Origin of the sequence: Caulobacter sp. SLTY, assembly GCF_009905535.1 — a bacterium.
Lineage (GTDB): Bacteria > Pseudomonadota > Alphaproteobacteria > Caulobacterales > Caulobacteraceae > Caulobacter.
In genome coordinates this window covers 77,335-88,906 of the sequence record NZ_JAAALA010000018.1, presented here as the reverse complement: position 1 = coordinate 88,906, position 11,572 = coordinate 77,335, and the positions used below count along the sequence as shown (strand labels likewise).

The 11,572-nt window shown below is 68.4% G+C and carries 14 protein-coding genes; 7 read left to right on the top strand and 7 right to left on the bottom strand.

Going from position 1 to position 11,572, the window contains the following annotated elements; all coding sequences use genetic code 11:
* Positions 1–774: cation:dicarboxylase symporter family transporter (locus GVN21_RS12110; RefSeq protein WP_166575004.1), on the top strand; the 774-nt coding region annotated here is incomplete at its 5' end.
* Between the two features lie 148 nt (positions 775–922).
* Here the strand turns inward: GVN21_RS12110 and GVN21_RS12105 are convergent.
* A complete protein-coding gene (locus GVN21_RS12105; RefSeq protein WP_166575003.1) occupies positions 923–2,224 on the bottom strand; it encodes a UDP-glucose/GDP-mannose dehydrogenase family protein in 1,302 nt (433 codons plus the stop codon).
* Positions 2,225–2,443: 219 nt separating this feature from the next.
* Positions 2,444–3,946 (bottom strand): phosphomannomutase/phosphoglucomutase, encoded by a 1,503-nt coding sequence (locus tag GVN21_RS12100; protein WP_166575002.1) that lies wholly within the window; start codon positions 3,944–3,946, stop codon positions 2,444–2,446.
* 126 nt (positions 3,947–4,072) lie between these two features.
* On the opposite strand from GVN21_RS12100, the gene GVN21_RS12095 reads away from it, so the two are divergent.
* The gene (locus GVN21_RS12095; protein ID WP_166575001.1) at positions 4,073–4,255 is read left to right on the top strand and encodes a type II toxin-antitoxin system VapB family antitoxin; all 183 of its coding nucleotides are present in this window, start codon (positions 4,073–4,075) and stop codon (positions 4,253–4,255) included.
* A gap of 23 nt (positions 4,256–4,278) precedes the next feature.
* On the opposite strand, the gene GVN21_RS12090 is transcribed toward GVN21_RS12095, so the two are convergent.
* From GVN21_RS12090 to GVN21_RS12075, 4 genes are read right to left on the bottom strand one after another with little or no spacing between them, the layout of a single operon-like run.
* Entirely contained in the window at positions 4,279–5,232 is a 954-nt protein-coding gene (locus tag GVN21_RS12090; RefSeq protein ID WP_346764255.1) for a KpsF/GutQ family sugar-phosphate isomerase, read from the bottom strand.
* Positions 5,229–5,390 carry a hypothetical protein gene (locus GVN21_RS12085; protein WP_166575000.1) on the bottom strand — a complete coding sequence of 54 codons (162 nt, stop codon included), beginning with the start codon at positions 5,388–5,390 and terminating at the stop codon, positions 5,229–5,231. Before GVN21_RS12085 ends, GVN21_RS12090 begins: the two co-directional genes overlap by 4 nt.
* 39 nt (positions 5,391–5,429) lie before the next feature.
* Positions 5,430–5,840 (bottom strand): type II toxin-antitoxin system VapC family toxin, encoded by a 411-nt coding sequence (locus GVN21_RS12080; RefSeq protein WP_205690054.1) that lies wholly within the window; start codon positions 5,838–5,840, stop codon positions 5,430–5,432.
* Entirely contained in the window at positions 5,837–6,127 is a 291-nt protein-coding gene (locus GVN21_RS12075; RefSeq protein WP_205690053.1) for a type II toxin-antitoxin system prevent-host-death family antitoxin, read from the bottom strand. Before GVN21_RS12075 ends, GVN21_RS12080 begins: the two co-directional genes overlap by 4 nt.
* 42 nt (positions 6,128–6,169) lie before the next feature.
* Here GVN21_RS12075 and gpmA point away from each other — a divergent pair, with 42 nt between their 5' ends.
* The 4 genes from gpmA to GVN21_RS12055 are packed head-to-tail and all read left to right on the top strand — an operon-like array spanning position 6,170 to position 9,961.
* Positions 6,170–6,880 carry a 2,3-diphosphoglycerate-dependent phosphoglycerate mutase gene (gpmA, locus tag GVN21_RS12070; RefSeq protein ID WP_166574999.1) on the top strand — a complete coding sequence of 237 codons (711 nt, stop codon included), beginning with the start codon at positions 6,170–6,172 and terminating at the stop codon, positions 6,878–6,880.
* Positions 6,880–7,323, top strand: a complete 444-nt coding sequence (locus tag GVN21_RS12065; RefSeq protein ID WP_166574998.1) for a bifunctional diaminohydroxyphosphoribosylaminopyrimidine deaminase/5-amino-6-(5-phosphoribosylamino)uracil reductase RibD — start codon at positions 6,880–6,882, stop codon at positions 7,321–7,323. Before gpmA ends, GVN21_RS12065 begins: the two co-directional genes overlap by 1 nt.
* A gap of 55 nt (positions 7,324–7,378) precedes the next feature.
* On the top strand, positions 7,379–8,644 hold the full coding sequence (locus GVN21_RS12060) for a pentapeptide repeat-containing protein (RefSeq protein WP_166574997.1): 1,266 nt from the start codon (positions 7,379–7,381) through the stop codon (positions 8,642–8,644).
* Between the two features lie 57 nt (positions 8,645–8,701).
* Positions 8,702–9,961, top strand: coding sequence for a pentapeptide repeat-containing protein (locus GVN21_RS12055; RefSeq protein WP_205690052.1), 1,260 nt, complete (start codon positions 8,702–8,704; stop codon positions 9,959–9,961).
* 67 nt (positions 9,962–10,028) lie between these two features.
* On the opposite strand, the gene GVN21_RS12050 is transcribed toward GVN21_RS12055, so the two are convergent.
* Complete coding sequence (locus GVN21_RS12050; RefSeq protein WP_166574996.1) at positions 10,029–10,487, bottom strand: Hsp20 family protein; 459 nt, start codon at positions 10,485–10,487, stop codon at positions 10,029–10,031.
* A 274-nt stretch (positions 10,488–10,761) separates the two neighbouring features.
* On the opposite strand from GVN21_RS12050, the gene GVN21_RS12045 reads away from it, so the two are divergent.
* Positions 10,762–11,544: a methyltransferase domain-containing protein gene (locus GVN21_RS12045; RefSeq protein ID WP_240902894.1), complete on the top strand. Its 783-nt coding sequence runs from the start codon at positions 10,762–10,764 to the stop codon at positions 11,542–11,544.
* The last annotated feature ends 28 nt before the right edge of the window (positions 11,545–11,572 follow it).

The following is an 11,572-nucleotide window of genomic DNA, read 5'->3' as shown; positions in this document are numbered from 1 at the left end:
GGGGAGGGGTTCCTGGCCTTCAACGCCTCGCTGCTGGCCATCGTCCGTAAGGTGCTGGGCTGGGTGATCCGGCTGACGCCGATCGGGACCGTCGGGCTGATCGGCTATGCGGTGGCCCACTACGGCTGGGACACGCTGGGACAGCTGGGGGTGTTCAGCCTGGCGGTCTATGCGGGGCTGGGGGTGGTGCTGTTCGGGGTCTATCCGGCGCTGTTGCTGGCTCATGGCCTGAACCCGCTGCGGTTCTTCGCCGGGGCCTGGCCGGCGATCCAGCTGGCCTTCGTGTCGCGCTCGTCGATCGGGACTCTGCCGGTGACCGAGACGATGACCCGGGATCGGCTGGGCGTGCCAAAGGATTACGCCGCCTTCGCCGTGCCGGTGGGGGCGACGACCAAGATGGACGGCTGCGCGGCCATCTATCCGGCCATCGCGGCGCTGTTCGTCGCGCAGTTCTACAACATCCCCCTGGGGCCGACGGAGTACCTGTTGATCGTGGTGGTCTCGGTGCTGGGCTCGGCGGCCACGGCGGGGCTGACCGGGGCGCTGGTCATGCTGACCCTGACCCTGTCGACGCTTGGGCTGCCGCTGGAGGGAGCGGGCCTGCTGCTGGCCATCGACCCGATCCTGGACATGGGGCGGACGGCGGTGAACGTGGCCGGGCAGGCGCTGGTGCCGACGATCGTGGCGAAGCGGCAGGGGATATTGGATCAGGCGGTTTACGATGGGGACTGGGAAGCTTCGACGGACGAGGTCCTGCCCGAAAGCGCCTCATAATCTCGGTCATCCCGGACGGCCCGAAGGGACGATCCGGGACCCAGGAGGGCGTGATCACTCCATTGAACGCAGCTTAGTTGCCGGCTCTCCGTCACCCCTGGGTCCCGGACAAGCGCTGCGCGCTTTCTGGGATGGCGGGGGTAGCGACCTAAGCCCGCCCGATGCTGCTGTACTTGAACCCACGCGTGCGCATGTCGTCGGGGCGGTAGATGTTGCGCAGGTCGACGACCGTGGGGCTCTTCATCAGGAGCTTCATGCGGTCCAGGTCAAGGGCGCGGAACTGGTCCCACTCGGTGATGATCACCACCGCATCGGCGCCCTCGACGGCGTCATAGGCGTCGTCCTTGAAGTCGACGTCCTTGAGCATGTGCCTGGCCTCATGGCCCTCGGGGTCATAGGCCTGGACGGTGGCGCCCATGGCCTGCAGGGCCGGGACGATGTCGAGGCTGGGGGCGTCGCGCATGTCGTCGGTGTTGGGCTTGAAGGTCAGGCCCAGAACGCCGATGACCTTTCCCTTCAGGTCCTCGCCCACGGCGCCGGCGACGCGGCCGGCCATGGCCTTCTTGCGCTCGTCGTTGACCTTGACGGTGGTCTCGATCAGCTGGACCGGGGAGCCGGCGTCGGTGGCCGTGCGGACCAGGGCCAGGGTGTCCTTCGGGAAGCAGCTACCGCCGTAGCCGGGCCCAGCGTTGAGGAACTTGGACCCGATGCGGTTGTCGAGGCCGATGCCCTTGGCCACCTGCTGCACGTCCGCGCCGACGGCCTCGCAGAGGTCGGCGACCTCGTTGATGAAGGTGATCTTCAGGGCCAGGAAGGCGTTGGCGGCGTACTTGATCAGCTCGCTGGTCCGGCGGCCGGTGAAGACCATCGGCGTCTCGTTGAGGAAGAGCGGGCGGTAGAGCTCGTTCATCACGCCGCGGGCTTTTTCATTGTCGGTGCCGACGACCACCCTGTCCGGGCGCTTGAAGTCGTCGATGGCCGCGCCTTCGCGCAGGAACTCGGGGTTGGAGACCACGGCGAAGTCGGCGTCGGGACGCTTGGCGCGAACGATCTTCTCGATCTCGTCGCCGGTGCCGACTGGGACGGTCGACTTGGTGACGATCACCGTGAAGCCGTCCATCAACTCGGCGATCTCTTCGGCCGCGGCATAGACGTAGGAGAGGTCGGCGTGGCCGTCGCCACGGCGCGAGGGGGTGCCGACCGCAATGAAGACCGCGTCGGCGTTCTTGACCGCCTCGCGGGCCTCGGTGGCGAAGGAAAGGCGACCGGCTTTGACGTTGCGAGCCACCAGGTCGTCGAGGCCCGGCTCATAGATGGGCATGATGTTCTGATGCAGGCGCTCGATCTTGCCAGCGTCCTTGTCGATGCAGCAGACGGTGTGGCCGAAGTCGGCGAAACAGGCCCCCGACACCAGGCCAACGTAGCCGGTGCCGATCATCGCGACGCGCATGGGAAAATCTCTAGCTGAACGACGCCGAAGCGCCCCACCGAATAGGGCGGCTTTGAGCATGAGGCGGGGTGCGGAGGCAACCACAGGATGGGGGGTGATGCCGGGTTCGACGCGGGGGTGGCTTTTGTGCACTGCGGCAGGGCGACGGCGTCGCCCTCATCCGTCCGCCTGCGGCCGCCACCTTCTCCCGGCGAGCGGGAGAAGGGCGGGGCTGCGCCCTCAGATTTCCTGGTTGTACTTGCCGACTTGCGGGTGGGCGGCGAGGCGGGGCTTCACTTCCTTGTGGAACAGCTCGCGCATGTCGTCAGCGCTGCGGGTGCTTTCGACCACCACGACGATCTCCGGCTTGTTGGAGCTGGCGCGGACCAGGACCCAGCTGCCGTCGTCGAGGGCGACGCGGACGCCGTTGACGGTGATCACCTCGCGGATGGAGCGGCCGAGGATCTGGCCGCCCTTGGCCGCGAGGGCCTCGTATTCGGCGACGACCTTCTGGACGACCTGGTATTTTTCTTCGTCGGCGCAGTGGGGGCTCATGGTTAGGCTGGTGTAGGCGACCGGGAGGGCGTCCTTCAGCTGGCTGAGCTTCTTGTCCGGGTTGCGGTCGAGCATGGCCAGGATGGCGGCGGCGGCGGTCAGGCCGCAGTCGTAGCCACGGCCGAGCGGCTCGTTGAGGAAGAAGTGGCCGCTCTTTTCGAAGCCGGCCAGGGCGCCGAGCTCGGCCGACTTGCGCTTGATGTAGCTGTGGCCGGTCTTCCAGTAGACGGTGGTGGCGCCGTTGGCCTCGAGGATGGGGTCGGTGGCGTAGAGGCCGGTGGACTTCACATCGACCACGAAGGTGGCGTTCGGGTTCAGGGGCGCGAGGTCGCGGGCCAGCATCAGGCCGATCTTGTCGGCGAATATCTCCTCGCCGGTGTCATCGACCACGCCGCAGCGGTCCCCGTCACCGTCGAAGCCGAGGGCGAGGTCGGCGCCGAATTCCTTCACCGCCTTGCTCATCTCGTGGAGCATCTCGTGGTCTTCGGGGTTGGGATTGTACTTGGGGAAGGTCCAGTCGAGCTCGCAGTCCATCTCGTAGACCACGGCCACGCCCATGCGGCGCAGGGCGTCGGGCACGAAGGCGCCGGCCGTACCGTTGCCGCAGGCGGCGACGACCTTGAGCGGGCGGGTGATCTGGGCGCGGCGGGCGACATCGGCGATGTAGCGCTCGGCCATCCCTTCGATGCGGGTGACCTTGCCACCATCGCGCGGCTGGAACTTTGCGCCCAGGACGATGTCGCGCAGGGCGCCCATCTCGTCAGGGCCGAAGGTTAGCGGGCGGGCGGCGCCCATCTTCACCCCGGTCCAGCCGTTTTCGTTGTGGCTGGCGGTGACCATGGCCACGCAGGGGGCGTCGAGGTCGAACTGGGCGTAGTAGGCGGTGGGCGAGAGGGCGAGGCCGATGTCGAGCACCTCGCAGCCGGCTTCGATGAGACCGAGGCTGAGGGCCTGCTTGATGGTCAGGGAGTAGCTGCGGAAGTCATGGCCCACCACGATGCGGCTGTGACCGAGGGACTGGATATAGGTGCCCAGCCCAAGGCCCAGCGCCTGGATGCCCAGCAGGTTGATGTCCGGGCCGAACAGCCAGCGCGCGTCGTACTCGCGGAACCCCGTGGCCTTGACCAGCGGCTCGGTCTCGTAGGCGACGGTGTTGGGGACGAGGTCGGCGCGCGGGATGAAGGGCATCGGGTACGAACTCTCGAGTGGTTGAGCGGTGTCGTATAACGCCTTCGTGAGCAGAAGGTCAGGGGCAAGATGCGATCGAATGACGGATCATCTGGTGTCGTGCTGCGGGCTCAGTAGGATCAGTCCATGCGCGTAACTGTCGTCCTCGATGACGGGCTAATGGCCAGAGCCCGGGAAATGACCGGGCTGACGGGCAATGCGTCCGTTTTGCGGGCTGCACTGATGGCGCTGGTCGAGCGGGAAAGCGCCCGGCGGCTGGCGCGATTGGGCGGAAGCGAACCGGACCTGGAAGCCCCGCCACGCCGCTGAACGTAAGCCAACTCCCGGTGAGTCTAGACCACGCCCGCGCTGAGCACGTCGTGCACATGCAGCACGCCGACCGGGCGGCCGTCTGCGACCACGAACAGCACGTTTATGCGGCTCTCGTTCATGATCCGGGCGGCGTCGGCGGCCAGGGTCTCGGCGGTGACGGCCTTGGGGCCCTTGGTCATGATGTCGCCGACCGTCTTGCCGGCGAGGCCATCGAAGTTGCGGCGTAGGTCGCCGTCGGTGACGATCCCGGCGAGGCGGCCTTCGGCGTCGACCACGCCGACGACCCCCAGCTTGCGGGCGGTCATCACCTCGATGGCCTGGGGCATGGGCATGTCGAGGGGGGCCAGGGGGGCCTCGGCCAGCTTGTGCATCAGGTCGCCGACGGTGCGCAGCATGGCGCCGAGCTTTCCGCCCGGGTGGAAGACGTGGAAATCCTTCGGGGTGAAGCCGCGGCGTTCGAGCAGGGCGACGGCCAGGGCGTCGCCCAAGGCGATCTGCAGGGTGGTGGAGGTGGTGGGGGCGTTCAGCTCGCCGGTGGCCTCGGGGGCGTCGGCCAGCTTGAGGACGACGGTGGAGGCTTTGCCGAGCGCGCTGTCCGGGTTGGCGGTCATGCCGAGCAGCGGGATGGCGAAGCGGTGGCTATAGGCAATGATGTCGGAGAGCTCGCGCACCTCGCCGGACTTGGAGAGGGCGAGGATGACATCGTCCCCACCCACCATGCCGAGATCGCCGTGGCTGGCCTCGGCGGCGTGAACGAACATCGCCGGCGTGCCGGTCGAGGCGAGGGTGGCGGCGATCTTGCGGGCCACATGGCCGCTCTTGCCGATACCGGTGCAGACCACCCGGCCCTTGGCGGCGAAGACGATCTCCACGGCGCGGGCGAAGTCGGCGCCCAGTTCGTCGGCCATCTGCACCAGGCCGGCGGCCTCGACAGCCAGCACCCGGCGTCCGGCAGCGATGGGGTCGCCGCTCACTGGGCGGGCCTCAGCCCGGCCGCCTTGGCCGGGGTGGTCGGTTCATGGCCGAAAGGCGCGGGCGACCGCGCCCCCTGCCCCTGAGGCCAGACCAGGGCCAGCAGCACCATGCCGACGGTGAGGACGGCGGCGAGGGGATAGAAGTAGCGGTCACGCATGGGAGGCGGTTTAGCCGATTTTCAGGCGAAGGGCAGGGGTCATGGGACCACCGTCAGCCCAAGTCGCGTCGACGCATCGCGAAGGTCCTGGTCCAGGCTCGCCAGTTCACCGCCGAGCCGCAGCGCCAATTCCAGATATGCCGCGTCGTAGGCGGTTAGACGCTCGGCCCGAGCATGCTGGACGATGCCACGCATAGCTGGACCCGCAGCCTCGAAGTCTGCCCGGATCGGCAACCGATCAAGTCGATCAAGGCGAGCTTGCAGCTCAGTCGCCGTTATGCGCCGCCGACGTTCGGCCATGACGAGAACGTTGGCGACCTCCAGCCTCCAGAGCGACGGGACGACGGCGCCCTGCGCGGCTACCCGATCCAGCAGGCGGTCGGTCTCTGGCGTCGCCTCATCGTCGAAGCACCAGGCCAAGGCGACCGAGGCATCGACGACCAGGGTCAACGACGCCCCTCGTCGCGCAGCTCTTTCCAGGACAAGCCGAGCGTGACGCCCTTGCGCATCTGCTTGAGCTCATTGGCGGCCTTGATCGCGCGCGCGGTATCGATCGCTTCTGCAGGCACCAGTCGTGCGATCGCCCGGCCATGCCGGGTGATGGTGACCTCTTCGCCGGCCTCGACCTTGTCGAGCAGGGCGGAGAGATGTGTCTTGGCCTCGAAGGCGCCGACGGACGTCATGGGAAGCTCCGATTTCTGGTTGAAAATATAGACCAGAAAGCGTTTGGGCGCCACCACGCTTGACCCTGCGCCCTTCGCCCCTTAGCCCACCTGTCCATGTCGACGCTCATTCTTCTCCGCCATGGCCAGAGCCAGTGGAACCTCGAAAACCGCTTCACCGGCTGGGTGGATGTGGACCTCACAGCCGAGGGCGAGGCCCAGGCGACCAAGGGGGGCGAGCTGATCAAGGCCGCCGGGATCACGGTCGACCGGGCCTATACCTCGGTGCTGAACCGGGCGATCCGCACGGGCGCCATGGCCATGGCGGCGGCGGGGCAGGGCGACCTGGAGTTCATCAAGGATTGGCGGCTGAACGAGCGGCACTACGGGGGCCTGACCGGGCTGAACAAGGCCGAGACGGCGGCCAAGCATGGTGAGGACCAGGTGCTGGTCTGGCGCCGGTCGTACGACGTGCCGCCGCCGGCCTTGGCCCCGGGCGGGGAGTGGGACTTCACCAAGGACGAACGGTACGCGGGCAAGAGCATTCCCGACACGGAGAGCCTGAAGACCACCCTCGACCGGGTAGAGCCCTACTGGAACGCCGAGATCGCGCCGCACCTGAAGGCCGGCGAGACGGTGCTGGTGGCGGCGCATGGCAATTCGCTGCGGGCGATCGTGAAGCTGCTGTTCGCGGTGCCGGACAGCGACATCGTCGGGGTGGAGATCCCGACGGGCAATCCGCTGGTCATCGAGCTGGACGACGGACTGAAGCCGATTTCGGCGCGGTATCTGGATGAGAGCCGGGCGCAGCCGCTGCCTGCAGTGTGATGACCGAAGAGCGGTTCATGCGGGCCGCGATCGAGGCCGCAAGGGTCAATCTCGGCAAGACCGCGCCTAACCCGGTGGTGGGCTGCGTCCTGGTGAAGGACGGGGTGATCCTGGCCAGCGGGGCGACCGCGCCGGGTGGACGGCCGCATGCCGAGGACCAGGCGCTTCAGGCGGCGGGCCCGTCGGCGCGGGGGAGCACGGCCTATGTGACGCTGGAACCGTGCGGCGCGCGGTCGTCTGGGGGAACCTCCTGTTCTGAACTGCTGGTGGCCGCAGGGGTGGCCCGCGTGGTGGTGGCCTGTGACGATCCATCGCCCTTCGCCTCCGGGCGGGGGAGCGAGCGGCTGGCCGCGGCGGGTGTTTCGGTCGAGGTCGGGCTGCTGGCGGAGGAGGCGTTCGAGGGGCTGGACTACGCCGCCTGGTTCGCGTCCTCGGCGTCGTAAGCGCAAACTTAAGCAAAACAACGGATTGTGACGGGCTCAAATGGGGAGCCCCTGAATGACCGCCGCGCCGGCGATCGGCATCAAGCGTCTGACGCAAGCCGATGTCGACCTGATCTGCGCCCGCCACGACCGGCTGTGGTCGGGGCGGGGCGGTGGCGCGCGGGCGGTGTTCAGCTTTGCCGACCTGACCGGCCTGAGCCTGGCGGGCCGAAACCTCTGTGACGCCGACTTCACCGGCGCCCACCTGCCCGACGCCAACCTGACCGGGGCCAAGCTCGACAACGCCAGCTTCTTCGGAGCCGACCTTCAGGGCGCCAACCTGACCGACGCCTCGCTGCGGCGGGCCGACCTGAGGGGGTCCTGCTTGCGCGGGGCCAACCTGTCGGGGGCAGACCTGTTCGAAGCCGACCTGAGGGAAGGGGCCATCGCCGCGGCCGACCGGGACAAGGGGCTGCGGATCATCGAGCATACGGTGCGGGCCGGCGATGCCCGCGGGGCCAACCTGTCGGGGGCCAACCTGGAGCGGTCGCGGCTGTCGGGGGTGGTGGCGGTGAAGGCCGACTTCTCCGACGCCATTCTCAAAGACGCCAAGCTGGTGCGGGCTAACCTCAAGCAATGCTCGATGAGCGGCGCGAACCTGGCCGGGGCCGACCTGTCGGGGGCGGACCTGTCGGGGGCCGACCTGCAGGACGCCATCCTGGTCGGGGCCAAGACCTGGTCCTGGAAGGTGGACGGGGCCGACATGAAGGGGGCGCTGACCGACCAGCCGTCGGGCACGGCGGTCGACAGCCTGCCCTACGCCAAGATGATCGCCGACCATGCGCGGTGGTGCGAGACGGGCGGGGCCGAGGGCCAGCCCTCGATGTTCAACGGCGCGGACCTGCGATCCTTGGGGTCGTTGCGGGGCCTGAACCTGACGGCGCTGTCGGCCAAGGGGGCTGTTTTCTACGGCCTCGACATGGAGGGCGCGCAGCTTCAGGGCGCGCACCTGGAGGGGGCGGATCTCCGCAACTGCAATCTCCGCCGGGCGGACCTGCGCGGGGCGCGACTGGCCGGCGCCAAGCTGTCCGGCTCGGACCTGCGCGAGGTGCAGTTGGGGCCGCTGATGATCGCCGCCGACCGGCTGTTGCCGGCCGACCTGACCGGGGCTTTGCTCAAGGGAACGGACCTGGCGAGGGCGGACCTGCGGCAGGCGCGATTGATCCGCGCCGACCTGTATCGCGCCAACTTCACCGGCGCCCAGACGCGTGGCGCGGACCTGACCGACGCCTCCCGTGTCGGCGTGCGAGGCCTCGACTGGAGTCCTCTGGGCCATGGTTAACCCTCTGGCGCCCATTCTCAGGTTACCCTTCCGTACGGTCGATTAGGAGGAGGGGTCATGGTGACTCTAAGCGCCAGTGTGGCTGGGCGGCGTCGGCTGACGCAGCCCGAGCTGGATATGATCGTCACCGCCCATGAGCGGTTCCTGGGCGGCAAGCCGGGCGGCAAGCGCGCCTCGCTGCGGTTCGTGAACCTGTCAGGGCTGGAGCTGTCGGGCCGCAACCTGTCGGACGCGGACCTTTCGGCCTCCGTGCTGGACGGCACGCGGATGATCCGCACGCGGCTGGACCGCGCCAGCCTGTTCGGTTCCGACCTGCGCAAGGCGATCCTGGTTCAGGCCAGCCTGGTGCGGGCGGATCTGCGCGGCGCCTGCCTGCGCGGCGCCAACCTGACCCAGGCCGACCTGACCAAGGCGGACTTCCGCGAAGGCCAGGTGGCCATTCCTCACCCGACAAAGGGCCTGAACGGCCTGCGCCAGGAGGCGCGCATGGGCGATGTGGACGGGGCAACCTTCGCCGGCGCCACCCTGGACGGGTCTCAGTTCAACGGCGCCTCGGCCTTTGCCTCCGATTTCACCGACTGCTCCCTGCGCGGGGCGATCATGACCGGGGCCAACCTGAAGGAGGCCAACCTCTCCGGCGCCAACCTGGAAGGCGCCAGCATCGGAGGAGCCAACCTCGAGAACGCCGACCTGTCCGGCGCGGTGCTCACCGGCGTAGACACCGCCACCGCCCGGGTGAGCGGGGCCAAACTGGCCGGGGTGCTGCGCGAACCGACGGCGGCGGCCGTGGCCGTGGCGGCGGAGATGCTGGGCATGGCCAAGGCCAATCACGCCTGGTGCGAAACCGGCGGCCAGACCGGCAGGCCGGCGAAGTTCGACACGGCCGACCTCAGGCCCCTGGGTGATGCGTTGAAGGGCATGCGGCTGACCGCAATGAGCGCCAAGGGCGCCTGCATGGTGGGAATGAATCTGGCCGGGGCGCAGCTGCAGGGCGCCAACCTAGAGGGCGCGGACATGCGCGGGGTGAACCTGCAACGGGCCGACCTGCGCGGTGCGCGGTTGGTCGGCGCCAACCTGACCAAGGCGGACCTGCGCGGCGCTCATCTGGCGGTGCTGCCTCTGGCTCCGGGCCGGTCGAATCCGGCCAGCCTGAGCGGGGCGAAGCTGCGTTATGTTCATGCCCAGACGGCGGATCTCAGCAGCGCCATTCTCGATGGCGCGGACCTGCGCGGGGCCGACCTGACCGGCGCCAACCTGCTGTCCGCCAGCTTCCGCGACGCGGAGATCAGCTCGGCGATCGGGCTGGACGCGGCTTAACCGCTAAAGAACAAGGGCGGCGCTGGGGAACGCCGCCCTTCTCCTTTTCAGGCCTGCCTCAGGAGGGTTAGGCCGCCTTGTCGCCTTCGATCAGGGCTTCGGCCGGGGTGGTGCCGATCTTGATCGTGCGGGGCTTGAGCGCTTCGGGCAGCTGGCGCTCGAGGCTGATGGCCAGCAGACCGTCCGACAGGTTGGCGTCGGTGACGACCACATAGTCGGCCAGCTGGAAGCGGCGCTCGAAGTTGCGCTCGGCCAGGCCGCGATGCAGGTACTTGCGCTGCTCGTCGTTGGCCGCCTTGCGACCGGTGACGGTGAGCAGGTTTTCCTTCACCTCGATGGCCAGTTCGTCGGGCCGGAAGCCGGCGACCGCGATCTCGACGCGGTAGGCGTCATCGCCCACGCGTTCGATGTTGTAGGGGGGGTAGCCCGCCTGGCTATCCTGGGCGGCCGCCGCATCGAGCAGCGAGGCCAGCCGGTCGAAGCCAACGACGGAACGGTACAGGGGCGAGAAGTCGATCGTACGCATATGAGACATCCTTCTTGAGAAGCAATGTGGGTTGTCAGGCTCTGCAACGACCCGAGATCGGCCTCGTCCTCGAACCTGGAAGACCCTGTAGCGGCGTCTTCGAGACGTGAGTTGGTGAGCGGTGAATTGGTTTTCAAGGGGTGGGTGAACAGGGTTTCGCCACGGGCCGGGCGCCGCTAGGGTGCCCCCGGCAAATCAAGGGAGGATCGGGATGATCGCACGGCGGACGGCTCTCTTTTTGATGGGGTCCACGGCCCTGGTTCCGGGGCTGGCATTGGCGAAAGGGCGCGACGCGGCGCTGGAGGCGGCCATCGCCGGGGCCCAGCGCTCGGCCGCCCACAAGGCGCGTGACCCGCACCGGCGGCCCTATGACAGCCTGGCGTTCTGGGGGCTCAAGCCCGGCCAGACGGTGATCGAGGTCAGCCCCGGCAGCGGCTACTGGACCGAAATCCTGGCGCCCTACGCCAGGGCGACCGGCGGAACCTACATCGCCACGGCCGCCGACCTGGACAACCCGGCGCTGTCGGAGGCTGCCCGGAAGGGCCGCGCCAGCTTCGAAACCAAGTATGCCGACCAGGCGGTATTCGGCGCGGTGCGCTACGCCAACTTCGGGCCCAAGTCGGCGCCTCTAGGCCCGGCCGGGTCGGCCGACCTGGTGATCACCGCCCGCAACGTCCACAACTGGGCGGCCCAGCCGGGCCTGCTGGACAAGGTGCTGGCCGACTTCTTCGCGGTGCTGAAACCCGGTGGCGCCTTGGGGGTCGAGGAGCATCGCTCCGATCCCCTGCCGCAGGGCGAGGGCGCGCCGACCGGCTACATGGAAACCGCCTATGTGGTCGCGGCCATCGAGAAGGCCGGCTTCAAGCTGGCCGCCAAGAGCGAGATCAACGCCAACCCGAAAGACGACAAGGACCATCCGTTCGGCGTCTGGACCCTGCCGCCGGTCCGCCAGTCGGCGCCGCGCGGGCAGCCCGCCAACCCGGCCTTCGACCATGCCCCCTATGACGCGGTGGGCGAGAGTGACCGGATGATGCTCCGGTTCGTGAAGCCGAAGTGACTGGGCCCAGGTGACTGTGCCCAAGTGA

Bases quoted from the DNA above. Each gene is read 5' to 3' on its own strand.
- GVN21_RS12065 (WP_166574998.1), top strand. From the start codon at position 6,880: ATGACCGAAGAGCGGTTCATGCGGGCCGCGATCGAGGCCGCAAGGGTC.
- gpmA (WP_166574999.1), top strand. From the start codon at position 6,170: ATGTCGACGCTCATTCTTCTCCGCCATGGCCAGAGCCAGTGGAACCTC.
- GVN21_RS12085 (WP_166575000.1), bottom strand. From the start codon at position 5,390: ATGCGTGACCGCTACTTCTATCCCCTCGCCGCCGTCCTCACCGTCGGC.
- GVN21_RS12105 (WP_166575003.1), bottom strand. From the start codon at position 2,224: ATGCGCGTCGCGATGATCGGCACCGGCTACGTTGGCCTGGTGTCGGGG.
- GVN21_RS12055 (WP_205690052.1), top strand. From the start codon at position 8,702: ATGGTGACTCTAAGCGCCAGTGTGGCTGGGCGGCGTCGGCTGACGCAG.
- GVN21_RS12095 (WP_166575001.1), top strand. From the start codon at position 4,073: ATGCGCGTAACTGTCGTCCTCGATGACGGGCTAATGGCCAGAGCCCGG.
- GVN21_RS12060 (WP_166574997.1), top strand. From the start codon at position 7,379: ATGACCGCCGCGCCGGCGATCGGCATCAAGCGTCTGACGCAAGCCGAT.
- GVN21_RS12050 (WP_166574996.1), bottom strand. From the start codon at position 10,487: ATGCGTACGATCGACTTCTCGCCCCTGTACCGTTCCGTCGTTGGCTTC.
- GVN21_RS12100 (WP_166575002.1), bottom strand. From the start codon at position 3,946: ATGCCCTTCATCCCGCGCGCCGACCTCGTCCCCAACACCGTCGCCTAC.